The sequence below is a fragment of the Streptomyces sp. NPDC088254 genome, from assembly GCF_044740925.1.
Lineage (GTDB): Bacteria > Actinomycetota > Actinomycetes > Streptomycetales > Streptomycetaceae > Streptomyces.
In genome coordinates this window covers 500,113-522,952 of sequence record NZ_JBIURQ010000001.1, presented here as the reverse complement: position 1 = coordinate 522,952, position 22,840 = coordinate 500,113, and the positions used below count along the sequence as shown (strand labels likewise).

Sequence of the window (22,840 nt, the reverse complement as noted above, 5' to 3'; positions counted from 1 at the left end):
TGTCCCTGAGTATAGTTGGCTGGCAGCCAGTCAACGCAGGAGTTCCAGGATGTCCCCGCGCAGCGCCTCGGTCAATGAAGAATTGCGGCGGCGTTCCCGGGAGCGACTGCTGCAGGCGGCGGTGGAGTTGGTGAACGAGCGCGGGTACGAGGCCACGACGCTCGGCGACATCGCGGACCGGGCCGGCTCGGCCAGGGGCCTGGTGTCGTACTACTTCCCCGGCAAGCGGCAGTTGGTCCAGTCGGCCGTGCACCGCTTGATGCACCGCACGCTGGAGGAGGCGCTGGAGCGGGAGCCGCGCACCGAGGACGGCCGGGAGCGGCTGGCACGGGCCATCGACGCGATCCTGGGGCTGGCGCGGGACCGGCCGGTGCTGATGCGCCAGCACATGGCGGGACTGCTCCAGGCGGAGGGCTTCGTGCGGTGTCCGGAGCAGCGGCGGCTGGCGGAGCTGCTGCGGGACACGGTGGCCCGGCACGGCTCGTGCGACGTCGACACTGACTACCCGGTGCTGCGTTCGCTGCTGATGGGCTCGGTCTACGCGATGGTGCTGCCCGATGCGGGGATGCCCCTCCCGCCGGTGCGCGCGGAGCTGTTCACGCGTTACCGGCTCGGCTGGGGACAGGGGGTCCCGCCGGACGCCGTGGCGCCCGGCGGGACCTGCGAGACGGACCTGTCACGCTTCTTCGCGACGGGACTGCCGGACGGAAGTCCGCCGGCCGGGGATCACCCCGCCGAGGCTCGGACCACCGGGATTCAGCCGGCCGGGATACAGCCGGCCGTGGATCAGTCGAAGTAGTCCGGCTGGGTCTGGACGTTCAGTTCGGGCAGGTGCACGCGCTTGGCCGGGTTCGTGCGCTTGTCGTCGATCTTCAGCACGTCGAAGCCCTTGGCGATGTCGTTCGAGTAGATGTAGCCGTTGTAGTAGTACGCCGACCAGGGGCCGGCGGTGGTCAGCCGCTCGGTGTCCACCGGGCCGCGCTCGAAGTAGGCGATCTCCTGCGGGCTGGCGGAGTCGGTGAAGTCCCAGACGGAGACGCCTCCCTGGTACCAGGCCTGGACCATGATGTCCTTGCCCTCGACCGGGATCAGCGAGCCGTTGTGGGCGACGCAGACCTCGGTGGGACCCTGGTGCCGGGGGATCTTGAAGTAGCTGCGGAAGACGAGCTTGCGCTTGTCGCCCTTGCCGACGATGTCGTAGATGCCGTCGGCGCCGCGGTTCGGGCCGATCTCGGCGGTGCAGGTGGCAGCGCCGCCGCCGCCCAGCTCGTCGGTGAAGACGACCTTGTTCGCCTTCTGGTTGAAGGTCGCCGAGTGCCAGAACGCGAAGTTCACGTTGTCCTGGACCCGGTCGATCACCTTGGGCTTCTCCGGGTTCTTGATGGAGAACAGGATGCCGTCGCCCATGCAGGCGCCGGCCGCGAGGTCCTCCTCCGGCAGCACGGTGATGTCGTGGCAGCCGGTCGTCTTGGAGACGCCCGGGTTGGTGGGTCCGCCGGGGTTGCCGCCGCCGTCCGGTCCCTCACCGGGGAAGAGGACGGGGAAGCCCACGACCGCGGCCTTCTCGGGCGCCTTGCGCGGCACCTTGATGACCGAGATGCCGTCGTGCGGGGGCTGGCAGTCGGGGTAGGAAGCGTTGGGCGAGTACGAGGAGACGTAGACGTAGACGTTCTTGCGCTCGGGCACCAGCGTGTGGGTGTGCGAGCCGCAGGCGGTCTCGACGGCGGCGACGTACTTGGGGTTCTGCTTGTCGCTGATGTCGAAGACCTTGATGCCCTCCCAGGAGGACTTCTCGGTCGCGGGCTGGGTGGTGCTGTTGCAACTGCTGTCGCTGCGCGAGGAGTCGGTGGACAGGAACAGCAGGTCGCCGGAGACGGAGATGTCGTTCTGCGAACCCGGGCAGAGGACCTGGGCGACGGTCTTCGGGGCCTTCGGCTTGCTGATGTCGAAGATCCGGAAGCCGTCGTAGTTGCCGGAGAAGGCGTACTTGCCCTGGAAGGCGAGGTCGGAGTTGGTGCCGGGTAAGGCGTCCTTGGGAACGTTCGCGACGTGCTCGATGTTGTCCGAGTGGACGATTTCGTCCTTGCCGGGTATCTCGCCGGCGGCGATCGCCTCCGCGGCCTCCGCCTGCGCCCGCTGGGACACTTCGCGTTCGACGGCCGGGCCGTCCCCCGGGTCCGGGGTCGCCGCGGCCGGGGCCGCGGTCAGCAGCGCGGCCATGAGTCCGGCACAGGCGGCGACGACTCCCAGGCGTCTGCGCCGCGTTCGGGATTCGTTCAACAGGGTCACTGCGTCCTCCCTTGATGCCGTTCGCTCGGGAACGGTTCACGGTCCTCCGAAGTATCGTCTTCATCATGCACAGATCAACAGGCGGTAACGCACTCGTAATGAATGTTTTCGATCAACGTGGTCCAGACTCCCGGTAGACCGCACCACGGTCCCGCCAGGTCCGCCCGGGTCGTCAACCGGCCCTCACCAGGAGGTTGTTGTGCTTTTACGTCGCGCGCCCCTCGTCACCGCCTCGCTGCTCGTGCTCGTCCTCGGCGGTTGCGACTCCGCGCCGGACGACAAATCCGGTGCGGCGAGCGGGCCTTCGGTGATCGCGCCGGGCAAGCCGGGCGAGGCGAACCGCACTTTGCCGCCCGGGGAAGCGGCGGCGCACCGCGTGGAGGACGACACCCCGAACTCGGCCGACGTCTCCTTCGCCCAGATGATGATCGTGCACCACGCCCAGGCCCTGGAGATGACCGCGCTCGCCCCGAAGCAGGCCGAGTCGGCGAAGGTCAAGTCGCTCGCCGCCCGGATCACGGCCGCGCAGGGGCCGGAGATCGCGGCCATGAAGAGCTGGCTCGGCAAGTACGGCAAGGCGGAGGCGGGCGGCGAGGCGGGCGGCGAAGGAAGCGCGCATCATCACGGCGCGATGCCCGGGATGGCGACCGAGGCGCAGATGAAGCAGCTCCGAGCGGCCGACGGCAAGGCCTTCGACAAGCTGTTCCTCGCCTTGATGATCACCCACCACGAGGGTGCGCTCACCATGGCTGCGGATGTCAAGGCACAGGGGAACAACATCCGTATCGAGGAGATGGCGGACGACGTGGTCGCCGAGCAGACCTCGGAGATCTCCCGCATGCGCGCGATGCTGTGACCGGCGGGGCCCGGGGCGGCGGGCATCTCGGGCACTCGGGGCGACGGGACGACGGGGCGACGGGACGACGGGGCGACGGGGCGACGGGGCGACGGGGGCCGTGCGGTCGCACGGGGCCGCCCGCCGTCGCACGCGACGTAACGATATGGTCACCCTCCGTGCGGGCGGGCGTACGGGCGTATGCCGGTCGCGGCACCCTGTCAGGGGAGCCGCGGCGGTGCGATGCTGGAAGTGCCGGCGCATCCCTCCGTCCCTCGGGGTAAGGAGTCCGGCCGTGCTGCGTGTCGCCGTCGTCGGCTCCGGGCCGAGTGGTGTCTACACCGCCCAGAGCCTCGTACAGATGGACCAGGAGGTCCTCGTCGACGTCCTGGACCGGCTGCCGTGCCCGTACGGGCTGGTGCGGTACGGGGTCGCCCCGGACCACGAGAAGATCAAGTCCCTCCAGCAGAACCTGCGGACGGTGCTGGAGCACGCGCGCGTGCGCTTCGTCGGCGGGGTCCGGGCCGGGGCCGGCGGAGTGCCCGTGGAGCGGCTGCGGGAGCTGTACCACGCGGTGGTCTACTGCGTGGGCGCCGCGACGGACCGGCGGCTCGGCATCCCCGGCGAGGACCTGCCCGGCAGCTGGTCGGCGACGGAGTTCGTGTCCTGGTACAGCGCCCACCCGGACGCCGGCGCCGACGGCTTCCTGACCGGCGCGCGCTCGGCCGTGGTCGTCGGCGTGGGGAACGTGGCCGTGGACGTCACCCGCATCCTCGCGCGCGGGGCGGCGGAGCTGAGCCCCACCGACATGCCGCAGGCGGCGCTGACCGCGCTCGCCGCGAGCGAGGTGACCGAGATCCACATGGTGGGGCGGCGCGGCCCGTCCCAGGCCCGCTTCACCACCAAGGAGCTGCGCGAGCTGGGCTCGCTGGCGGACACCGACGTCGTCGTCGACGCGGCGGAGCTCGCCCTCGATCCGGCCTGCGCCGACCCGTCCGCCCTGCCGGCCGCCCAGCGCCGCAACGTGGAGGTCCTGCGCGGCTGGGCCGCCGTGCCACCCAAGGGGCTACGACGCCGGATCCGCCTGCGCTTCTTCCTGCGGCCCGTCGAGCTGCTCGCCGAAGCGGGCCGCGTGGCCGCCGTGCGCTTCGAGCGGACCGCGCCGGACGGGCGGGGCGGGGTGACGGGCACGGGCCGCTACGAGGAGGTCGCGGCGCAGTTGGTGCTGCGCTCGGTGGGGTATCGCGGGGTGCCGTTGGACGGGCTGCCGTTCGACGTGGAGCGGGGCACGGTGCCGCACGTCGCGGGGCGTGTGGTGCGGGAGGGTGTGGTGTCCCGGGGCGAGTACGTCGCGGGATGGATCAAGCGGGGCCCGACGGGTGTCATCGGCACGAACCGGCCGTGCGCGAAGGAGACGGTCACCTCCCTGCTGGCGGACGCCCCCGCCCTCGTCGCGCGGGAGCTGCCCGGCGATCCGCTGGCCGCCCTGCGCGCCGAAGGCGCCGAGCCCGTCGAGTGGCCGGGCTGGCTGGCGATCGAACGGGCCGAGGCGGAGCTCGGGGCCTCACTGGGCCGAGGTGTGGTCAAACTCCCGGACTGGGCCGCACTGAAAGCAGCAGCAACCCACCCGAACCGCTGACGCCCTGCGCCCGGTCGTCGGCGGCCTGGGCGAGCGCGGCGACACCCCGCCGGCCGCCGGACCGCGCACCACGCGGCACCCCGCGCCAGGGCCGGGCCAGAAACCCCGCCAGCGCCGGACCGCGCACCACGCCGCAAGCCGCGCCATCACCGGACCAACCGCAGCCGTCAACAGCGGGCAATCGTGCCGCCAGAGCGGCACGGGTGGCCGCGGCGGCACCCCGCCAACACCGGAGCTCGCAACCCACCCCCCGCACAAACGCGAGCCGCGCGCGCCCCGCCTCCGGGCGCACCCGTCCGCTCAGGCGAGCAGCGCCGTGTCCTCCGGTGAGCGTCGGTAGACGCCGTCCTGGCGGTCGAGGTGATGCAGGTCGACGAGGTGGCGGCGCAGGGTCACATGGTCGATGCCCTCGTCGGGGCACCAGGCGCGCAGCCGGTCGTCGACCTCCCGCTCGGAGTACTCCCGTCCCGCCTCGAAGCTGCGCTCGGCGACATGGCGCAGCACGAGCTTCTTGCGTTCCCACTGCGCGGGCAGCCGCACCAGCCGCCCGTCGCGCACGAACGTCCGCAGCAGCGCCTCGACGCGCTGGTCCCCGGTGCCGTGGTCGCGCGGCGGCTCCCCGTTGACGGCCGTCTCCCGGGCGAGGTCGCGGAAGAGGTCGTAAGCGACCGCCAGTCCCCCGTCGTCCGACACGACGACCTCGCGGTCCTGCAGCCGGCGCAGCGCGGCGAGGGTCTCCTTGGCCGACAGCCCGGCCCGCTCGGCGACCTCGGCGGGACCACGCGCGCCCAAGGCGACGGCGGCGAAGGCGCGCACCTTCTTCTCGTCGGCGAACAGCCTCATCACGTCGTCGGACGTCATCCTCGGGTCTCCTTCCGCCGGGCCGGCGCCCGGGACCCGGGGGACGCTACCCCTCGGCCTTCACCGGCCGCCCGGCATTTTCCACCGCCCCACGACGAGCGCGCACGCGCACGCGTGCGGCCCCCGGTCGACGGTGACGAGGGGGCCGCACAGAAAGGACGCGGCGTCAGTTCGTCGTGCAGACAGCCCCGTTGAGGGTGAAGGCGGTCGGCGGGGCACTGTCGCCGGTGTGGTTCGCCTGGTATCCGATGGTGACGGTGGCGTTCGGCGCGAGCGTGCCGTTGTACGGCGCGTTGGTCGCGGTCACCGCTCCCGCGGCCGGTGCGTACGTGGCGCCCCAGCCGCCGGTGATGCTCTGGCCGGCGGGCAGAGTGAACCCGAGCCGCCAGCCGCTGACGGTGGCGGTCCCGGTGTTGGTGAGGGTGATCGAGGCGGTCAGGCCGGTGCTCCAGGCACTGGTGGACGCGGTCACCTTGCAGGGCCCGGCCGGGGGCTCGGGGTCGGGGCCAGGTCCGGGGCCGCCGCCGGCGTCCAGGCCGAAGAAGGTGATCACGCGCGCGCCCATGCCCCAGGCGTACACGTTGTGCCCGACGCCCCGGAGGCTGACGGCCTCTACGGCGGCGCGGTCACCGGTGCCGCCGTAGCGGGTGCGGGTCCAGCCGGACTGCGGGGAGTCGGTGGCGGCCGGCGTCTGGGAGAGGCCCCGCACGTTGGTCCACTGCTTGATCATCTCGCCGAAGTTGGGGTAGCGCAGCACGTCGTCCTCGGTGCCGTGCCACAGCTGCATGCGCGGCCGGGCCCCGGTGTAGCCGGGGTAGGCGCCGCGGACGAGATCGCCCCACTGCTGCGGGGTGCGGATCACGGTGCCCTGGGCGCAGGCGCTGTTCCACTCGGAGCCGTCGGTGGTCGCGAAGCAGCCGAAGGGGACGCCGGCGAATGCCGCGCCGGCGGCGAACACGTCCGGATAGTCGCCGAGGAGGACGTTGGTCATCATCGCCCCGGAGGAGATGCCGGTGACGTACACGCGCGTGGGGTCGGCGGAGTAGTGGGCGCCCACCCAGTCGACCATGGACTTGATGCCGACGGGGTCGCTGCCGCCGCCGCGCCGCAGGGCCTGGGGCGAGGAGACGTCGAAGCACTTGCTGCTGCGGGTGACGGACGGGTAGACGACCACGAACCCGTACCGGTCGGCGAGTTGGGCGTACTCGGTGCCGGAGTACATGGCGGGTCCCGAGCCGGTGCAGTAGTGGACGGCGACGAGAACCGCGGGGCGCGCGGCCACGTTGGCCGGCACGTACACGTACATCCGGAGGTTGCTGGGGTTGGCGCCGAAGCCGGTGACCTCGGTGAGGGCGGCGGCCGGCACGGGCGTCTGCGCGGACCGCGGGCTCGCGGTGGCGGTGGGGGCGGTGAGAAGGGCACCGGTGAGCAGGAGCACCAGCGCGCCGAGCGCCGAACGCAGCGCTCGTAAGGTCGGGTTGAGTGTGTGCACGTGCTGGTCCTTTCTGACGGCGGCTCAGTACGCGAAAGGCGGCTCAGCAGTGGTCCGCCCGGCCGGCTGCACGGACAGCGGGGTCCGACGCCGGATGGAGGGCGTCCGCTCGCATGGTGGCATGCACACGCCCGTCATGGAAGCGCTCCCACGCCACGTCTCGGCACCCCCGCGCCGAGGACAGGGGGCGGCGGAACGCGTTCCGCGCAAACCGTTGACTAGAAAGCGCTTGCCCTCTACGTTCCGTTCAGCAGTGTGGACGAGCTGCCGGCTCAGGCCCCCACCTGACCATTCTGCCTGGATACGACGTTCAGATCTCAGCACGTTATTCACGTATACGACCGAGCAAGCCCTTTCGAAGGGACGCACCCGCATGCGTACAGGCCCCCCACGTACACACGCGCAAAGGTCCACTCTGACGGCGACGGTGCTCGCACTCGCGCTCGCCGGCGCGACGGTCCTCGCCTCTCCCCAGCAGGCCGGCGCCGCGGAGAGCGCGCCGATCGGCTTCGGCGCCGGGACGACCGGCGGAGGCGGTACGGCAGCCGTCACCGTCTCGACGCTCGCCGCCTTCAAGACGGCCGTCACCGGCAACGCGGCCAAGGTGGTGAAGGTCGACGGTCTGATCACGCTGAGCGGTCAGGTCGACGTCGGGTCCAACACCACGGTCATGGGCGTCGGTTCGTCGTCCGGGTTCACCGGCGGCGGACTGCGGCTGAAGAAGGTCACGAACGTCGTCATCCGCAACCTGAACATCAGCAAGCCGCTGGCGCCGTCCGACGGCGTCACCGTGGAGTCGTCCACGAAGGTGTGGATCGACCACAACTCCTTCTCTGCGGACCGCGGTCACGACAAGGACCACTACGACGGTCTGCTGGACATCAACCACGGCTCCGACAACGTGACGGTGTCCTGGAACACCTTCAAGGACCACTTCAAGGGCTCGCTCGTCGGTCACAGCGACAAGAACGCGAGCCAGGACACCGGCCACTTGAAGGTGACGTACCACCACAACCACTTCAGCGACGTCTACTCGCGCATCCCGAGCCTGCGCTTCGGCACCGGACACTTCTACGACAACTACGTCGTGGGCGCCGACACCGCGGTGCACTCGCGGATGGGCGCGCAGATGCTGGTGGAGAACAACGTCTTCCGCTCGACCGAGGTCGCGGTCACCACGAACCGCAGCAGCGACGTCGACGGATTCGCCAACCTCCGCGGCAACGATCTCGGCGGAGCCGCGACCGAGATCTCCCGGACCGGCACGTTCACCAGCGCCCCGTACAGCTACACCACGGAGCCGGCCTCGTCCGTCGTCGCCTCGGTGACGGCCGGCGCGGGCTCCGGAAAGCTCTGACCTCCCCCCATATCCCCCAACAGGAAGAAGGATTCGGGACATGACTTCTTCGCCACGCTCACGCACCGTGCGCGCGCTGACCGGCACGCTGGCCGCCCTGGGCCTGTCGATTGGCATGATCATGGCGGATGGCGCGCTCTCCACTCCGGCCAGCGCCGCCACCTGGCCCTCCGCCAACGGCAGCCAGGGGGTGTCCTCCACCATCCAGGTCTCGGGCACCAAGGACTACGGGATGAAGCGCCTGTACGGCACCGGCGATTTGGGCAGCGGCAGCCAGGACGAGGACCAGGGCCCCCTCATCGAACTGGCCCCCGGCACCGTCCTGAAGAACGTCATCATCGGCGCCCCCGCCGCCGACGGCGTCCACTGCAAGGGCAGTTGCACCCTGCAGAACGTCTGGTGGGAGGACGTCGGCGAGGACGCGGCGACGTTCCGGGGCTCCTCGTCGTCCAACGTGTACACCGTGTCCGGCGGCGGGGCGAAGGAAGCCAGCGACAAGGTGTTCCAGTTCAACGGCGCCGGGACGCTCAACATCTCCGACTTCGCCGTGAAGAACTTCGGCACCTTCGTCCGCTCCTGCGGCAACTGCTCGACGCAGTACAAGCGGACGATCAACCTCAACAGCATCGAGGTGAACTGGAAGGGCGGCAAGCTCGCCGGCATCAACACCAACTACGGCGACAGCGCGTCCCTGAAGAAGATCACCATCATCGGGGACGGCAGCAAGAAGATCATCCCGTGCCAGAAGTACATCGGGAACAACACGGGCAAGGAACCGACGACCAACGGCACCAACGCCGACGGAACGTACTGCAAGTACTCCGGTTCCGACATCACCTACAGGTAGGCCCCCCACGGTGAAGACGGTCGTACGGAGCGCTCCCCACACAGCGCTCCGTACGGCCGCCGCACGTGCGCCGGGCATCGAGTACCGGGTGCCGGACGGCCGTTCGCCGCCCCCGTCTCACGCCCGCACCGCCTCGGCCACGTCCCGCCGGTAGTCCGCGTAGGCCGCCCTCAGATCGGCGCCCGGCCAGCCCTCGGGGAGCAGCCGGGGCGGGAGAACGGGGTCGGCGAGCAGGTGGCGTACGACGGCCGCGTAAGCGGTGAAGCGATCGGCCGGGCCGGGCGCCCGGCCGATGTGCGCGAGCAGGGCCCGGGCAGTGACCGCCCAGGCGTCCAGCGGCCAGAGCGCCGCGGCCAGCGGGCGCTCGGGCGGGCCGGGGCGGGCGGTGTAGTGCTGCGCCACCTCGCGCAGGTCGTCCGGCAGGGCCCGGGCGAGGTTGGCGGGGCGCAGCCAGACGCCCTCGCGCAGTTCCGCGAGGCGCAGGGCGGTGAGGCGGGCGCGCAGTTCCGCGCGTTCGGCGGGGCCGCGACCCGAGGCCGTGATCACCACCATCTCCCAGTCGCCGTCCCACGCGCGCGTGGCCGGGCGCACCGCGTCGTCCTGGCGGCGCTGCCGGGCCAGCAGGCGGTCGCTCAGGCGGTAGCCGGTGTCGGTGCGCCGCAGGTCGCCGGCGGCCGCCATGCGGCTCAGGGCGGCCCGCAGCGTGGATCCGCCGACCCCGAAGGGCTCCACCGCGCGGACCAGCTCCCGCACCGGCAGCTCCGGCGGATGCGTGCCGAGCAGCAGGCTCAGCACGACCGACCGCGCGGACAGGGGCCGCAGGTCGACCTCGCCGGGCCGCGCTGACACGTTCATCCGCATGGTCACGTACCTTACGTGCACCCACCGTGTTGCACTATTGCTGCGGCCGCATCGAGAGTGCAACATGGGCGCATGGTCTCGACACTCCCGCACGAGCGGTCCGGCACCCACGACGTCACCAACCAGGCCCCGCCCCTGGCCCCTTACGACGCCTCCGAGGACACCGCCCTCCTGGAGGGACTGCGCCGGGAGGGCGCCGGGTGGGCCGAGGAGGACGTCCGGCGGCTCGGGCTGCTGGCCGGCGGCCCGCAGGCGCAGGAGTGGGCCGAACTCGCCAACCGGCACGAGCCCGAGCTGCGCACCCACGACCGCTACGGCCACCGCGTGGACGAGGTCGACTTCCACCCCGGCTGGCACGAGCTGATGCGGGTCGCGGTCGCCGAGGGCCAGGCGGGCGCGCCCTGGGCCGACGCCCGGCCGGGCGCGCACGTGGCCCGCACCGCCGGCGGACTCGTGTGGGGTCATACAGACGCGGGGCACGGCTGTCCCACCTCGATGACGTACGCCGCCGTCCCCGCGCTGCGCCGCGAACCGGAGCTGGCGAAGGTGTACGAACCGCTGCTGACCAGTCGTCACTACGATCCCGGGCTGCGGGTCCCGACCGGGAAGCGGGGCCTGCTGGCGGGCATGGGGATGACCGAGAAGCAGGGCGGTTCCGACGTCCGCACCAACACCACGACGGCCACGCCCACGGCCGAGCCCGGGGTGTACACCCTGCGGGGCCACAAGTGGTTCACGTCGGCACCGATGTGCGACGTGTTCCTGGTGCTGGCCCAGGCGCCGGGCGGGCTGTCCTGTTTCCTGGTGCCGCGCGTGCTGCCCGACGGCAGCCGCAACGCCTTCCGCATCCAGCGGCTGAAGGACAAGCTCGGCAACCGCTCCAACGCCTCCGCCGAGCCCGAGTTCGACGGAACCGTGGCCTGGCTGGTAGGAGAGGAGGGCCAGGGCGTGAAGACCATCATCGAGATGGTCAACTGCACGCGTCTGGACTGCGTGACGATGTCGGCCGCCCTGATGCGCAAGACGCTCGTGGAGGCCGGCCACCATGTCCGCCACCGCGCCGCGTTCGGGGCGCGGCTGATCGACCAGCCCCTGATGCGCAACGTCCTGGCCGACCTGGCGCTGGAGTCGGAGGCCGCGACCGCCCTGACCCTGCGGCTGGCCGGCGCCGCCGACCGCGCCGTGCGCGGGGACGCGCGCGAGCAGGCATTCCGGCGGATCGCGACCGCCGTCGGCAAGTACTGGGTGACCAAACGGGGTCCGGCCTTCACCGCGGAGGCGCTGGAGTGCCTGGGCGGCAACGGTTACGTCGAGGACTCGGGGATGCCGCGGCACTACCGCGAGGCGCCGCTGCTGTCGATCTGGGAGGGCTCGGGGAATGTCAACGCCCTCGACGTGCTGCGGGCGTTGACCCGTGAGCCGGCCACCGCGGACGTCCTGTTCGACGAACTGGCGGCGGCGCGGGGTGCGGACGCCCGGCTGGACGCCGCGGTCGGCGCGCTCCGCGTGCGGCTCAGCGAGGGGACGGAGGGCGGCGCGCGCCGGCTGGTGGAGCGGATGGCGCTCGCTCTCCAGGCGTCCCTGCTGGTCCGGTACGCCCCGCCGGCGATCGCCGACGCCTTCTGCGCGACCCGGCTCGGCGGCGACTGGGGTCACGCCTTCGGCACCCTGCCGGACGGGCCGGGCGGCGCGGACGTCGACGGCATCCTGGGGAGGGCGCTGACCGAACGATAGCTCCCGTCAGGTCAGCACTTCACGTTTCGCGCACATTTCCCACACGCAGTGATCACCTTGGCTATGCTCCCCGTACTTCAATCGCACCATCAGGGGGGCATTTCCTCATGCGCATACGCATTCCTCACGCGCTGACGGCCGTGGCCGCGGCGGGCGCGGTCGTCGCGATCACCGCGGTCGCCGCCGTTCCGGCCCAGGCCGCCGAGTACTCGTCCCCGCTCAAGGTGAAGGGCGTGCAGTACGACGCCCCCGGCGCCGACTCCAACCGGTGCTCCGGCGGGAACGCGAAGAACGAGTACCTGACGATCAAGAACTACTCGCGGACCGCGAAGGTCAACCTCAAGGGCTACGCCGTCAAGGACGCCAGCGGCAACAAGTACACCTTCACCGCCAACCACACCCTCGAGCCCGGCGACTACGTGACGCTGCGCGGTGGCCGCGGCACCGAGTCCGACGCCGGCAACGTCGCCTACCGCCAGAACTGCAACTTCATCTGGAACAACGACAAGGACACCATCTACCTGCTCAAGCCGGGCGGCGCCGCGGCGGACACGCACGCCTACACCAAACGCGCCAACGACGCGGACGGCAACGGGTACATCACGTACCACGGCTGATCCGAGGACGCCCCGAGCGGCGCGTCGGCCCCTGTGCGGGCCGGCGCGCCGCTGTCGTGTGGGGTCGCGCCGCTTCCCGCGGGACGGACGGAGCGGGTGGGTGCCCCGGTGGTCCGCCGCGGGCCACCGGGGGTCCGGGTCAGCCCGTGGGCTTGCCGCGCAGGGCGTCGAAGCGGGCCCAGTCCGTGTCCCACTGGTCCGTGCGCCGGCGTTCGAGGCGGGTGCGCAGGACCCGGGCGCCGGCGAAGGGCAGGGTCGCCGCGCCGGCGCCCGCCAGCACGCCGACGAGGGCGGCGCGCACGCGCGCCTGGTCGGCGGTGGTCGGCTTGGTGACCAGGCGTCCCTGACGGTCCGTCCAGATCGTGACGCGGGTGCCGGCCGTGCTGCCGGGGGCGACCCGGACCTGGCCGGTGTGGGCGGAGCCGTCGGGGGCGGTCCAGTCGACCTTGGCCCACACCCTGTCGCCGCTGGCGGCGCCCGCGCGCGTGGACGCCTTGCCCGGCGCCTGCTCGGTCAGCCGTCCGGCGACGGCCCGCCACTCGACGCGCTCCCGGGCGAGACCGTCTTCGACGGAACGGGCGGTCGCCCAGCCGGCCAGGACCCCGGCGAGAACGGTCAGCGCCCACGCGCCGAGCACCACCCAAGCCTCCACCACGTCGGCGCGACGCTTGAGCGGGTTGCGCCGCCAACGCCACAGCCACACCTTCGGACCACGGAACGCCATCGAAGGCTTCCTCCTCATGAGCGCGCGAACATCCCGGCGCCCTCCCATACGGTGCGGGCGGTCCTGATGCTCAGGGCGAATCCCTCCGTCCCGCCGGTTCCACGCTCTCGCCGGTCCAAGCCCCGGCTGCGGTGAATGTGGCCGAGACCATGCCGGCCTTTCCCGCCATCGCCGCCGTGACCTGCGTCGACGCGCTAGAGCGGGTGACTGTCAGTGGTGGGGTGCAGACTGGCCGATGCCGGGACAAAGCCGTCGCGGTACAGCGGAGGTGATCGCAATGACAGAGGTACTGCTCGCGGTGGGGACGCGAAAAGGCCTGTTCATCGGGCGCAGGCGCGGGGGCGCCTGGCAGTTCGACGAATCGCCCTACTTCAACGCGCAGGCGATCTACTCGGTCGCCGTCGACACCCGCGGTGACCGTCCGCGGCTCCTCGCCGGCGGTGACAGCGCTCACTGGGGTCCGTCGGTGTTCCACTCCGACGACCTGGGCCGGACGTGGACGGAACCGGCGACGCCGGCCGTCAAGTTCCCGCAGGACACGGGGGCTTCCCTTGAGCGGGTGTGGCAACTGCACCCGTCGGTGGCGGAACCGGACGTGGTCTACGCGGGCACCGAACCGGCGGCCCTGTACCGGTCCGAGGACCGCGGGGAGAGCTTCGAGTTGGTCCGCCCGCTCTGGGAGCACCCCACGCGCGCGCAGTGGGTGCCCGGCGGCGGTGGGGAGGGCCTGCACACGGTGCTCACCGACCGGCGCGACCCACGCCGGGTGACGGTGGCCGTGTCGACGGCAGGCGTGTTCCGCACGGCCGACGGCGGTGCGAGCTGGGAGCCGTCCAACTCCGGTGTCTCCGCCGTGTTCCTGCCCGACCCCGACCCGGAGTTCGGCCAGTGCGTGCACAAAGTGGCGCGCGACGCGGCCGATCCGGACCGGCTCTACCTGCAGAACCACTGGGGCGTCTACCGCAGCGACGACGCGGGCACGCACTGGACGGACATCGGCGAGGGGCTGCCGTCCACTTTCGGGTTCGCCGCCGCCACGCACCCCATGCGCGGGGACACGGCGTACGTCTTCCCGATCAACGCGGACGCGGACCGGGTGCCCGCCGAGCACCGCTGCCGGGTGTTCCGCACGGCGGACGCGGGCCGCACCTGGGAGCCCCTCACGGCGGGCCTGCCGCAGGAGGACCACTACGGCACCGTGCTGCGCGACGCGCTCTGCACGGACGACGCGGACCCGGCCGGCGTGTACTTCGGCAACCGCAACGGCGAGGTCTTCGCTTCCGCCGACGACGGCGACACCTGGCGGCAACTGGCCTCCCACCTGCCGGACGTCCTCTGCGTACGGGCAGCGGTGGTCGGATGACGCCGACGTCCCCGTCCGGCAGCGCTTCGCCGGCGTCCGCGGCGGGCGGGATCGGCGAGCGTCCGGCTACGCGAACTCCACGACGGCGCGGTAGCGGACGCTGCCCTTGCGGGACCTGGTCCCAGGTGGCCGGCCAGGTGGTCGACCCCGTCGCCTGCACCCCGAACCTGATCACAGGCACCGGCAGGACATCGCCGCGCGCCGCTGCACCGCCCTGACGTACGCGCAGCAGTGCTGATGGGCACCGCGTATGACGTGATCCCCGCTTCCGGCTCGTCCGCGTGCCGGTGTGAGGCCGGCCGCGCGGCGGGATCCGCGCGGCTCACCCTCTCTCCCCGCTCGGCCGGATCCGGGCAGCCGTGGCCGGGCGGGCGCCTGGCGCGACGGCCATGCCCCACGGAAGGTCGTGCTCCACGGACGGTCGTGCTCTACGGACGGTCGTGCTCTACGGCAGTCGCCAGTCCACCGGCTGCGCGCCCTGCCGCAGCAGCAGGTCGTTGGCCCGGCTGAACGGACGCGAGCCGAAGAAGCCCCGGTCCGCCGACATGGGGGACGGATGAGCGGACTCGATCGCCGGAAGATCCCCCAGCAGCGGACGGAGATTACGCGCGTCACGGCCCCACAGGATCGACACCAGCGGCTTGCCGCGAGCGGCCAGCATCCGGATCGCCTGCTCCGTGACCTCCTCCCAGCCCTTGCCCCGGTGCGCCGCGGGCTTGCGCGGGGCGGTCGTCAGCGCCCTGTTGAGCAACAGCACGCCCTGCTGCGTCCACGGCGTCAGATCACCGTTCGACGGCCTGGGCAGCCCGAGGTCGGAGTGCATCTCCCGGAAGATGTTCTCCAGGCTCCCCGGCAGCGAACGCACGTCCGGCGAGACCGCGAAGCTCAGTCCGATCGCCATCCCGGGTGTGGGGTAGGGATCCTGTCCCACGATCAGGACACGGACGTCGTCGAACGGCTGCTGGAAGGCCCGCAGGACGTTCGCCCCGGCCGGGACGTAGGTCCGGCCCGCCGCTATCTCGGCCCGGAGGAAGTCCCCCATGGCCGCGACGCGTTCAGCCACAGGTTCGAGAGCCTTCGCCCAGCCTGCTTCGACAAGTTCATGCAAGGGTCGTGGTGCCACGACGCCTTACTCTACTGGTGGGCGCGGCGCCCCGGCGCGACACGCAAGCCCTCACCCACGACCGGTGTCCGGGAAGGAGGGGAGCCTGTTGCATCCCGACGATGAACTGACGCCGTGGACGCGGCAGGACGCGTTGCCGTTCGCCCGCGAGCACGGTGTTCTCGCCGTGGACTCGGGCGGCTCCGGTCTGCGGGTCGCGCTCGGCACAGCCGGACGCGGGACCGTGGCGCAGCGGTCGTCGGCCGTCCCGGTTCGCACCGGCGGACAGGGGATCGACCCGGCGCACCTGTTGGAACAACTCGTCCCGCTGGTGAGCGCGTTGACGGCGGAGACGGGCATTGAGCGGCTGGCGACGGTGGTCGTGGGAGCCGCCGGGTTCAGCACGCTGGGCGACTCTCTGCGCGCCGCACTGCCGTCCGCCCTGGCGCGGGAGTTCGGCGTGCGCACCACGGCCCTGGCCGCCGACGCCGTCACCGCCTACGTCGGCGCGCTCGGGCAGCGGCCGGGCGCGGTCCTCGCGGCCGGCACCGGGCTGATCGCGGTCGGGACGGACCTGAGGGCGTGGCGACGGGCCGACGGCTGGGGTCATCTGCTGGGCGACTGCGGCGGTGGCGCGTGGATCGGCCGGGCGGGACTGGAGGCGGCCCTGCGTGCGCACGACGGCCGCTCCGGGGGCTCCGCCGCGCTTCTGGCCTGTGCGCAAGAGCAGTTCGGCCCCATGCCCGGGCTGCCGGGGCTGCTCTACCCGCGCCCGGACCGTGCGGCCGTCCTCGCGTCGTTCGCCTCCCAGGTGGCCGAGTGTGCTCCGGGTGATCCGGTCGCTGCGGACATCCTGCGGGCGGCGGCCCGGCACATGGCCGATTCCGCCGCCGCCGTCTGCCCGGACGGCGGGGAGCCCTCCGCCGGCGATGCGGTGTGCGTCGCCGTCACCGGCGGCCTGCTGAAGCTGGGTGACCCCCTCCTCGCCCCGCTGGACGCCGAACTGGCGCGGAGACTGCCGTACGCGCGCCGGGTGCCGGCGGAAGGCGATCCGCTGCACGGCGCGGTCCGTATCGGCATCGCGCTGGCGACGGAGGCGTTCACCCTGCCGCGTGACCAGACGATGACGTATGTGCTGAACCACGAGTCCTGACAGGAAAGGGGGATTGGCCCCCTTCGGGGGCAAGTCGTCCGAAAAACATGCTGATCACTTCTGATCCGTACGTAACTCATCAGACAAAACCGGACGGATACCGCTCACCTGCACCCTCCCCGAACAAGGGAGCCCAAGAAGCCAGTAACATGCGGCGCCATGAGCTCCCCCACTGGGCCCGCGTCCGGCCTGCCTGTACGAATGCCGCGCCCCCGCCAGCCCGGGCGGCACCGCCGACCCGAGCCGCTGGCGGCTCCCGAGGGCGCGCCCGCGCTCGTTCTCGCGGTGCCGGGCACGCCGAGCGCCGCCACCCGCGGTCTGGCCGAGGAGGTCGTGAGCATCGCCCGCTCCGAGCTCCCCGGCCTCGACGCGCGCATCGGGTACGTCGACGGGGGCGACCACGAGTTCCCCAGCATCCAGGCCGTGCTGGCGTTCGCCGCCGAGGAGCGCACCGCCCGCTACGAGCAGGCGGTCGCCGCCGGGATGGACGTCAAGGAGCCCGACGGCCCCGTCGCCGTCGTGGTGCCGCTGCTGGCCGGCCCGGACAGCGCGCTGCTGCGCCGGATCCGCCAGGCCGTCATGGAGAGCCGGATCGCCGCCGAGCTGACCGACGTCCTCGGCCCGCACCCGCTGCTCGCCGAGGCGCTGCACGTGCGGCTGTCCGAGGCGGGCCTGGCCCGCGCCGACCGCGCCCGCCTGTTCACCGTGGCGACGGCCGCGGACGGCATCGTCCTGGCGTCCGTGGGCGGTGACGAGGCGGTGCAGGCCGCCGGTATCACCGGCATGCTGCTCGCCGCGCGTCTCGCCGTGCCGGTGATGGCCGCGGCGCTCGACGAGGAGGGTTCCATCTCCTCCGTCGCCGAGCAGCTGCGTTCCTCCGGCTCCCAGCAGCTGGCCCTCGCGCCGTACCTCATCGGCCCGGAGATCGACGCCACGCTGCTGGAGGAGGCCGCCAGGGAGGCGGGCTGCGCCACCGCCGACGCGCTCGGCCCGTACCCGGCGATCGGCAAGCTCGCCCTGGCCAAGTACACGACCGCGCTGGGCATCGCCCCGCAGCAGCCTCAGGGCGCCCCGGTCCGCTAGCACGCGTGCGCGTGCCGCCCCCGCCACGACGAAAGGGCCCGCTTCCGGCACGAGGAGCGGGCCCTTCGTGCTGCGGTGGAGCGGGGCGCTGCCGCTACGCCGGGGCCCTCGGCGGGTGGGCCGGTTCCGTCAGGGCTTGTTCGGGGCTGTGCAGGGGGGGCCAGGGCGGGGTGCGTGGCCTGCGGGGCGTGCACGGTGAGGGCCGGGCGGTCGGGGCGGCCGTGGGCGAGGGCCGTGGGCGAGGGCCGCGACCGCGTCCTGGGCCCGCAGCAAGCGGCGGGCGTCGTGGGAGGCCTCCGGGGCGGCCGCGACGGCGACCGGCCGCGGATCTCGCGGGCGCAGGGCGTCGAGGGCGCGAGAACCCGGCGGGCGCGGCGCTTTCGGCCGAGCACGGGGATTGAGCGGAGGTGGACGAGCGGGGCGACCGGCAGCCCCACCCGGCCGAGCAAGTGCTCCGGTTCGGCGACGCGTCCGGCCGGGGCCGCCGTGTCGTCGCCGGCGAGGCGTACCGCGGTCTCGGCGGTGCAGGCGTGTACGCAGCGCAGGGTGCGCTGGATCCAGGCGTCGGTGACGGTATGGGTCGTCACCGGCAGCACGAACAGTTGTGGGCCGTCCGGCAGAGGGGGCCGCGCCGTCGGTCGGCCCTCTTCCTCCCGATCAAGAACGGACGAGTGAAGGACGCGGAGCCGACGCGAGCGGCATCGCCAGCTCCGACAGAGCCTTCTCCAGGCCGCGCAGGTGCATGAGGGCCGACTCCGTCTCGTCCCGCTGAGGCCTCTCAGCGGTGGCGGACTCCACCCCCCTGCGTCCCAGGTCACTCGCAGTGAGTGCTTCCAGCACGGCCTCGACTCGCGTGCAGGCGGCGACCAGGTCGGCGTCGTGCGACGCGACGGAATCGGCAGCGACGGCCACCAGACCCCGTACTTCGCGTGCGCAGTCGTCGAGCAACGCGATGACCTGACGGGCACGGGCTTTCCGAGCACGGAAGGGACTCAGAGGGTGCACCAACGGAGCGAGAGCCATCCGTACCCGGCCGAGCAACAGTTCCAGTTCGGCGGCGTGCGGGGCCGGGTCGCCCTGCGGGTCGCCGGCGAGGCGTGCGGTCGCCTGGGTGGTGGCCGCGTGGACGCAGTGCAGTGCCCGCCGGATCCAGGCGTCGTTCGTGGCGTGCGTGGTGACCGGCAGGACGAGGGCCACGGCCAGCGCGGCACACAGCGCGCCCACACCGGTCTCTGCGAGACGGAGGCCGAGCAGGCTGCGGTCCAGCACGCCCAGCAGGCCGTAGAGCAGGCTGGCCATGACCGTCACCGCCAGCATCATCCAGGAGTAGGAGACGGCGGCGGTGTAGAAGATGCCGAACACGCAGACGGCGATGAGGGCGGCCGTCGGGGCGGGGGCGCCGTGCAGCGGGCCGGCGACCAGCAGGCCGACGAGGACACCGATCACGGTTCCGATGATCCGGCGGAAACCGCGGACGAGGGTTTCGCCGCGAGAAGCCGTGTTGACGAAGATCCACCAGGCGGTGCCGACGGCCCAGTACCAGCGCTCTTCGGAGACCAGCTGCCCGACCAGAAGCGCGAGCGTCGAGGCGGCAGTGACCTGGAAGGCCTGCCGGGTGGTGGGCCGCGCCAATCCGGTGCCGGGCAGGGCCGGTGGGGCCGGCGCGGGTGGGGTGTGACGCTCGATGGGCCAGAGCACGAAACGCGTGACGCCGGCCGTGAAGAGGGCAAGGCCTATGGCGGTGTACAACTCGGGCAACTGCGCCGGCCCCGCGTGCAGGAACTGTGTGATGAAGAAGTTCATGAACGCGAAGATCCCCAGCGCGTGGCCCCGCGGGCCCCAGCGGCGGGCGTACACCCCGAAAAAGACGATGGCCATGAACGCGGCGTCACGGGCCGGGGTGAGGTCGTGCAGTGCGGTGGCGAGCGCCAGTACGGGGAATCCGGCGACGGGAAGCAGGGCAGTGGTGAGCCGTTGGGCACGGACGGTCGCATCGGTGACCGTGAAGAGGGCGAGCAGCGCCGCGAGCCCGCCGGTGATCGACGCGGTGAGCGACAGCCCGCAGAGTTCGGAGACGGCGACGGCGGCGGCGACACCGATGACGGCGCGGGTCGCGTTCCGCAGCCTGGAGCGCCCCGGGTCCGGAGCCACGAACATCCTTTTCACGGCGGTGCGCCGCCCCCCTCATGGTGGTTCGCGTCCTGCCGGCGGTCGTCCGGGGTGGCGCACGACAAGCAGACACGACGAAGGCGCCGCGGTCCGGACCCGGCCTCGTCGCCGTCCGGCGCTACGCGGCACCGCAAGTTACATGGATGGGACAAAGCTAAACACCCCGCGGCCCATTGGCTCAACCGCCTCCCCACAGACTGCGCCAATGGCACAGCGGGTAAGCCCCGTCACCGGCCGATGGAGGCCCAATGGATCAGACGTCTCACCGCACCGCCCTGGCCCACGAAGGCGGCGTCACCGCCACCGGCGCCCCTCCGACACCGACCGCATGACCCGCGTTGGCGGGCGGCGCGACGAGGGGTGAGTGTCGGAGGCTCACGCTAGTCTGCGCGCATCGAACGTTTCGTCCGTTTCGGGAGGTTTCTCATGGGTTCACGACTCAACCCGTACCTCAGCTTCGCCGGCGACGCTCGCCAGGCCATGGAGTTCTACCAGGAGGTCTTCGGCGGAACGCTGACCGTGAACACCTTCGGAGAGTACGGCAAGCCGGACGCCCCCGAGGCCGACAAGGTCATGCACGCCATGCTGGAGACGGGCAGCGGCTTCACCCTGATGGGGGCGGACACCCCGCCCGGGATGGAGTACGTGCCGGGCAACAACTTCTCGGTGAGCCTGAGCGGCGACGACGAGGCCGAGCTGCGCGGCTACTGGGAGAAGCTGTCCGCGGGCGGCTCGGTGGGCGTCCCGCTGGAGAGGCAGATGTGGGGCGACGTGTTCGGCATGTGCACGGACCGCTTCGGCATCCCCTGGATGATCAACATCACCGGAACCTGACCCGCGCGGCTCAGGCCCGGCCGGGATGTCGTCCGCCGGCCGTGCGCAGGGCGTCCAGCACGTCGTCGTCCGAGAGCTGCTCGAAGTCCTCGTACCAGAGTCCGACGGCCATGAAGGTCACAGGCTGGTACGGGCAGACCACCTCGTCGGCCTCGGGCCGCAGGAGAGTCACCGCCTCCGGTGAGCCGACCGGCACGGCCAGCACGGTCCGCCGGGGCGCCAGCCTCCGTACGGCGCGCAGCGCGGCGCGGGCCGTGCCGCCGGTCGCCAGTCCGTCGTCGACGACGATCGCGGTCCGTCCCCGCAGGTCGGGGGCGGGGCGGCCCTGCCGGTAGAGCCGTTCGCGGCGCTGGAGCTCTCGGCGTTCACGCTCGACGACCGGGGCGAGTCGGCTCTCGGTGAGGCCGAGCCGTTCGAGGGCCGCCTCGTCGTAGAGGACGTCCTCGCCGGCGAGCGCGCCGACGCCGTACTCCTCCTGGTGCGGCGCGCCGATCTTGCGGACGACGAGCACGTCGAGCGGGGCGTCGAGCGCCCGGGCCACCTCCACGGCCACGGCGACACCCCCGCGCGGGAGGGCGAGGACGACGGGATCGGGCAGGGCGCCCTGCTCCCGCATCGCCGAGAGCAGCTCGGCCAGGGCGCGTCCGGCCTCGGCCCGGTCATGGAACCGCATGACGGCCTCGTTCCCCGCGAAGCGCCCTCAGGCGGTCGTCGCACCACTCCTTCGTCGCCGCGGCGACCTCCTCCAGTGCGCCGGGCTCCTCGAACAGATGGGTGGCGTCCGGCACGACGCGCAGGGCGTGCGGGGCGCGCAGCCGCCGGGCCGCCTGCTCGTTGAGCCGGAGCACCTGCGGGTCCCGGCCGCCCACGACGAGGAGCACCGGCGCCCGTACGCGGCTCAGGGCGGCTTGCGCGAGGTCGGGCCGTCCGCCGCGGGACACCACGGTCAGGACGCGGTCGGGGCGCTCGGCTGCGGCCACGAGAGCCGCCGCGGCCCCGGTGCTGGCGCCGAACAGGACGAGTGGAAGCCCGCTGAGATCAGGCTCCGCCGTCAACCAGTCGACGACGGCGGTCACACGCCGGCCCAGCAGCTCGATGTCGAAGCGGTGTACGCCCGTCGCCAGGTCTTCGCGGCCCTCGCTGTCGGTGAGCAGGTCGACCAGCACGGTGCCCAGTCGGGCGGTGCGCAGTTCGGCGGCGACCATGCGGTTGCGGGGGCTGTGGCGGGAGCTGCCGCTGCCGTGGGCGAAGAGCACCAACGCGCGGGCCTGCGTCGGCGCCTCCAGTTCACCGATGAGCGCGCCGCCCGCGACGGGCACCCGGATGAGTTCGGAGATCGTCGCCCTCACCTCCTTCCTCGGATGATCCACCGGGTCCCGGGTACCCGCATCGGCGAAGCGCCCTCTCCCCGAGGTGGTGGTCATGGTCGGCGACACCGATGACGACAGGCAGGCACGGCGGTTCGGTTCGAGCGGCCACCGGGCGGTACAGCACGCGGAGGACGTCCGCATCGACGCGTGGGGCACGAGCCGTGAGCGCTGCCTGGTGGAGGCGGCGCTCGGGATGGTGGAGTGCTTCGCCGACATCACGGCGGTGCGGCCCACAGCCGTCGAGCGGTTCCAGCTGGCCGAGTGCAGCGACGACGACCTGCTGAGCGCGCTGCTCGACGAGGTGGCCCACCGGCTGGAGTCCTGCGGGCAGGTGCCGGTCGACGTGGAGGCGGAGCCCACCGACGACGGGATGGACGTGCGGCTGGCGGTGGTCGCTCTGTCGGATGCGGAGGCCGTCGGTCCCGTGCCGAGCTGTCTCGGATGGCACGAGTTGCGCATCGGGCCGGACCCGTACGGGTGGTCGTGCGCGGTGACCGTCGAGGTGTGACG

Annotated in this window: 21 protein-coding genes; 12 read left to right on the top strand and 9 right to left on the bottom strand. The window is 72.3% G+C overall.

Going from position 1 to position 22,840, the window contains the following annotated elements; translation table 11 throughout:
- The first annotated feature begins 49 nt into the window (after positions 1-49).
- Positions 50-799, top strand: a complete 750-nt coding sequence (locus ACIOC0_RS02295) for a TetR/AcrR family transcriptional regulator (RefSeq protein ID WP_402151295.1) — start codon at positions 50-52, stop codon at positions 797-799.
- Here ACIOC0_RS02295 and ACIOC0_RS02290 read toward each other — a convergent pair.
- Positions 787-2,289, bottom strand: coding sequence for an LVIVD repeat-containing protein (locus tag ACIOC0_RS02290; protein ID WP_402151293.1), 1,503 nt, complete (start codon positions 2,287-2,289; stop codon positions 787-789). The genes ACIOC0_RS02295 and ACIOC0_RS02290 overlap by 13 nt on opposite strands.
- 199 nt (positions 2,290-2,488) lie before the next feature.
- On the opposite strand from ACIOC0_RS02290, the gene ACIOC0_RS02285 reads away from it, so the two are divergent.
- Together ACIOC0_RS02285 and ACIOC0_RS02280 are read left to right on the top strand one after the other, a co-directional pair.
- The gene (locus tag ACIOC0_RS02285) at positions 2,489-3,145 is read left to right on the top strand and encodes a DUF305 domain-containing protein (protein WP_402151290.1); all 657 of its coding nucleotides are present in this window, start codon (positions 2,489-2,491) and stop codon (positions 3,143-3,145) included.
- Positions 3,146-3,419: 274 nt separating this feature from the next.
- Positions 3,420-4,763, top strand: a complete 1,344-nt coding sequence (locus tag ACIOC0_RS02280) for an FAD-dependent oxidoreductase (protein ID WP_402151287.1) — start codon at positions 3,420-3,422, stop codon at positions 4,761-4,763.
- A gap of 300 nt (positions 4,764-5,063) precedes the next feature.
- On the opposite strand, the gene ACIOC0_RS02275 is transcribed toward ACIOC0_RS02280, so the two are convergent.
- Positions 5,064-5,624, bottom strand: coding sequence for a DUF2087 domain-containing protein (locus tag ACIOC0_RS02275; RefSeq protein WP_402151284.1), 561 nt, complete (start codon positions 5,622-5,624; stop codon positions 5,064-5,066).
- 166 nt (positions 5,625-5,790) lie between these two features.
- Complete coding sequence (locus ACIOC0_RS02270; protein ID WP_402151281.1) at positions 5,791-7,116, bottom strand: PHB depolymerase family esterase; 1,326 nt, start codon at positions 7,114-7,116, stop codon at positions 5,791-5,793.
- Between the two features lie 373 nt (positions 7,117-7,489).
- Here ACIOC0_RS02270 and ACIOC0_RS02265 point away from each other — a divergent pair, with 373 nt between their 5' ends.
- Positions 7,490-8,473, top strand: coding sequence for a polysaccharide lyase family 1 protein (locus ACIOC0_RS02265; protein WP_402151278.1), 984 nt, complete (start codon positions 7,490-7,492; stop codon positions 8,471-8,473).
- A 40-nt stretch (positions 8,474-8,513) separates the two neighbouring features.
- A complete protein-coding gene (locus tag ACIOC0_RS02260; protein WP_402151275.1) occupies positions 8,514-9,320 on the top strand; it encodes a pectate lyase in 807 nt (268 codons plus the stop codon).
- A gap of 117 nt (positions 9,321-9,437) precedes the next feature.
- Here ACIOC0_RS02260 and ACIOC0_RS02255 read toward each other — a convergent pair whose 3' ends face one another.
- Positions 9,438-10,181 (bottom strand): PaaX family transcriptional regulator C-terminal domain-containing protein, encoded by a 744-nt coding sequence (locus ACIOC0_RS02255; protein WP_402151273.1) that lies wholly within the window; start codon positions 10,179-10,181, stop codon positions 9,438-9,440.
- 72 nt (positions 10,182-10,253) lie between these two features.
- Here ACIOC0_RS02255 and ACIOC0_RS02250 point away from each other — a divergent pair, with 72 nt between their 5' ends.
- Positions 10,254-11,915 carry an acyl-CoA dehydrogenase family protein gene (locus tag ACIOC0_RS02250; RefSeq protein ID WP_402151270.1) on the top strand — a complete coding sequence of 554 codons (1,662 nt, stop codon included), beginning with the start codon at positions 10,254-10,256 and terminating at the stop codon, positions 11,913-11,915.
- 113 nt (positions 11,916-12,028) lie between these two features.
- Positions 12,029-12,532, top strand: coding sequence for a lamin tail domain-containing protein (locus ACIOC0_RS02245; RefSeq protein WP_402153146.1), 504 nt, complete (start codon positions 12,029-12,031; stop codon positions 12,530-12,532).
- Between the two features lie 139 nt (positions 12,533-12,671).
- Here ACIOC0_RS02245 and ACIOC0_RS02240 read toward each other — a convergent pair whose 3' ends face one another.
- Positions 12,672-13,256 (bottom strand): hypothetical protein, encoded by a 585-nt coding sequence (locus ACIOC0_RS02240; RefSeq protein ID WP_402151267.1) that lies wholly within the window; start codon positions 13,254-13,256, stop codon positions 12,672-12,674.
- 277 nt (positions 13,257-13,533) lie between these two features.
- Between ACIOC0_RS02240 and ACIOC0_RS02235 the strand changes: the two genes are divergently transcribed.
- On the top strand, positions 13,534-14,619 hold the full coding sequence (locus tag ACIOC0_RS02235) for a WD40/YVTN/BNR-like repeat-containing protein (protein WP_402151264.1): 1,086 nt from the start codon (positions 13,534-13,536) through the stop codon (positions 14,617-14,619).
- Positions 14,620-15,064: 445 nt separating this feature from the next.
- Here the strand turns inward: ACIOC0_RS02235 and ACIOC0_RS02230 are convergent, their stop codons facing one another.
- Positions 15,065-15,742 (bottom strand): uracil-DNA glycosylase, encoded by a 678-nt coding sequence (locus tag ACIOC0_RS02230; protein WP_130440377.1) that lies wholly within the window; start codon positions 15,740-15,742, stop codon positions 15,065-15,067.
- A 106-nt stretch (positions 15,743-15,848) separates the two neighbouring features.
- Between ACIOC0_RS02230 and ACIOC0_RS02225 the strand changes: the two genes are divergently transcribed.
- Both ACIOC0_RS02225 and ACIOC0_RS02220 read left to right on the top strand, forming a co-directional pair.
- On the top strand, positions 15,849-16,874 hold the full coding sequence (locus ACIOC0_RS02225; protein ID WP_402153144.1) for an N-acetylglucosamine kinase: 1,026 nt from the start codon (positions 15,849-15,851) through the stop codon (positions 16,872-16,874).
- Between the two features lie 159 nt (positions 16,875-17,033).
- The gene (locus ACIOC0_RS02220) at positions 17,034-17,957 is read left to right on the top strand and encodes a sirohydrochlorin chelatase (protein ID WP_402151261.1); all 924 of its coding nucleotides are present in this window, start codon (positions 17,034-17,036) and stop codon (positions 17,955-17,957) included.
- A gap of 657 nt (positions 17,958-18,614) precedes the next feature.
- Here ACIOC0_RS02220 and ACIOC0_RS02215 read toward each other — a convergent pair.
- Positions 18,615-20,114 (bottom strand): FUSC family protein, encoded by a 1,500-nt coding sequence (locus ACIOC0_RS02215; protein WP_402151258.1) that lies wholly within the window; start codon positions 20,112-20,114, stop codon positions 18,615-18,617.
- 438 nt (positions 20,115-20,552) lie between these two features.
- On the opposite strand from ACIOC0_RS02215, the gene ACIOC0_RS02210 reads away from it, so the two are divergent.
- Complete coding sequence (locus ACIOC0_RS02210) at positions 20,553-20,960, top strand: VOC family protein (protein ID WP_402151255.1); 408 nt, start codon at positions 20,553-20,555, stop codon at positions 20,958-20,960.
- A 10-nt stretch (positions 20,961-20,970) separates the two neighbouring features.
- Here ACIOC0_RS02210 and ACIOC0_RS02205 read toward each other — a convergent pair whose 3' ends face one another.
- Together ACIOC0_RS02205 and ACIOC0_RS02200 are read right to left on the bottom strand one after the other, a co-directional pair.
- Positions 20,971-21,633 carry a phosphoribosyltransferase gene (locus ACIOC0_RS02205; RefSeq protein WP_402151253.1) on the bottom strand — a complete coding sequence of 221 codons (663 nt, stop codon included), beginning with the start codon at positions 21,631-21,633 and terminating at the stop codon, positions 20,971-20,973.
- Complete coding sequence (locus ACIOC0_RS02200; protein ID WP_402151250.1) at positions 21,620-22,330, bottom strand: dienelactone hydrolase family protein; 711 nt, start codon at positions 22,328-22,330, stop codon at positions 21,620-21,622. Before ACIOC0_RS02200 ends, ACIOC0_RS02205 begins: the two co-directional genes overlap by 14 nt.
- A 52-nt stretch (positions 22,331-22,382) precedes the next feature.
- Here ACIOC0_RS02200 and ACIOC0_RS02195 point away from each other — a divergent pair, with 52 nt between their 5' ends.
- The gene (locus ACIOC0_RS02195; RefSeq protein ID WP_402151247.1) at positions 22,383-22,838 is read left to right on the top strand and encodes an archease; all 456 of its coding nucleotides are present in this window, start codon (positions 22,383-22,385) and stop codon (positions 22,836-22,838) included.
- Positions 22,839-22,840 lie beyond the last annotated feature (2 nt).

Coding starts and splice junctions, on each gene's coding strand:
- ACIOC0_RS02235 (WP_402151264.1), top strand. CDS start 13,534: ATGACAGAGGTACTGCTCGCGGTGGGGACGCGAAAAGGCCTGTTCATC.
- ACIOC0_RS02210 (WP_402151255.1), top strand. CDS start 20,553: ATGGGTTCACGACTCAACCCGTACCTCAGCTTCGCCGGCGACGCTCGC.
- ACIOC0_RS02215 (WP_402151258.1), bottom strand. CDS start 20,114: ATGTTCGTGGCTCCGGACCCGGGGCGCTCCAGGCTGCGGAACGCGACC.
- ACIOC0_RS02255 (WP_402151273.1), bottom strand. CDS start 10,181: ATGCGGATGAACGTGTCAGCGCGGCCCGGCGAGGTCGACCTGCGGCCC.
- ACIOC0_RS02220 (WP_402151261.1), top strand. CDS start 17,034: ATGAGCTCCCCCACTGGGCCCGCGTCCGGCCTGCCTGTACGAATGCCG.
- ACIOC0_RS02260 (WP_402151275.1), top strand. CDS start 8,514: ATGACTTCTTCGCCACGCTCACGCACCGTGCGCGCGCTGACCGGCACG.
- ACIOC0_RS02275 (WP_402151284.1), bottom strand. CDS start 5,624: ATGACGTCCGACGACGTGATGAGGCTGTTCGCCGACGAGAAGAAGGTG.
- ACIOC0_RS02205 (WP_402151253.1), bottom strand. CDS start 21,633: ATGCGGTTCCATGACCGGGCCGAGGCCGGACGCGCCCTGGCCGAGCTG.
- ACIOC0_RS02295 (WP_402151295.1), top strand. CDS start 50: ATGTCCCCGCGCAGCGCCTCGGTCAATGAAGAATTGCGGCGGCGTTCC.
- ACIOC0_RS02250 (WP_402151270.1), top strand. CDS start 10,254: ATGGTCTCGACACTCCCGCACGAGCGGTCCGGCACCCACGACGTCACC.
- ACIOC0_RS02265 (WP_402151278.1), top strand. CDS start 7,490: ATGCGTACAGGCCCCCCACGTACACACGCGCAAAGGTCCACTCTGACG.
- ACIOC0_RS02240 (WP_402151267.1), bottom strand. CDS start 13,256: ATGGCGTTCCGTGGTCCGAAGGTGTGGCTGTGGCGTTGGCGGCGCAAC.
- ACIOC0_RS02195 (WP_402151247.1), top strand. CDS start 22,383: ATGGTCGGCGACACCGATGACGACAGGCAGGCACGGCGGTTCGGTTCG.